The organism is Streptomyces sp. A 4/2, assembly GCF_940670765.1.
Classification (GTDB): domain Bacteria; phylum Actinomycetota; class Actinomycetes; order Streptomycetales; family Streptomycetaceae; genus Streptomyces.
Genome location: NZ_CALNVW010000121.1, coordinates 1 through 234 on the forward strand (window position 1 = coordinate 1; position 234 = coordinate 234).

The window sequence follows — 234 nt, forward strand, 5'->3', positions numbered from 1 at the left end:
GATCGCCGTTGGCGACCGCCGTCGTCACCTGCGCGATGTCCCGCACCTGCCCGGTGAGGTTACGGAAGGCCGTGTTCACCGAGTCGGTCAGGTCCTTCCACGTCCCGGCGGCGCCCGGCACCTCGGCCTGACCGCCCAGACGCCCCTCGACGCCGACCTCGCGCGCCACCCGGGTGACCTCGGAACCGAAGGACTGGAGCTGGTCGACCATCGTGTTGACGGTGTTCTTCAGCT

Annotated in this window: 1 protein-coding gene; it reads right to left on the minus strand. The window is 69.7% G+C overall.

What is annotated here, in order from left to right; translation table 11 throughout:
- Nucleotides 1-234: hypothetical protein (locus NBY69_RS37285; protein ID WP_250306705.1), on the minus strand; the 234-nt coding region annotated here is incomplete at both ends.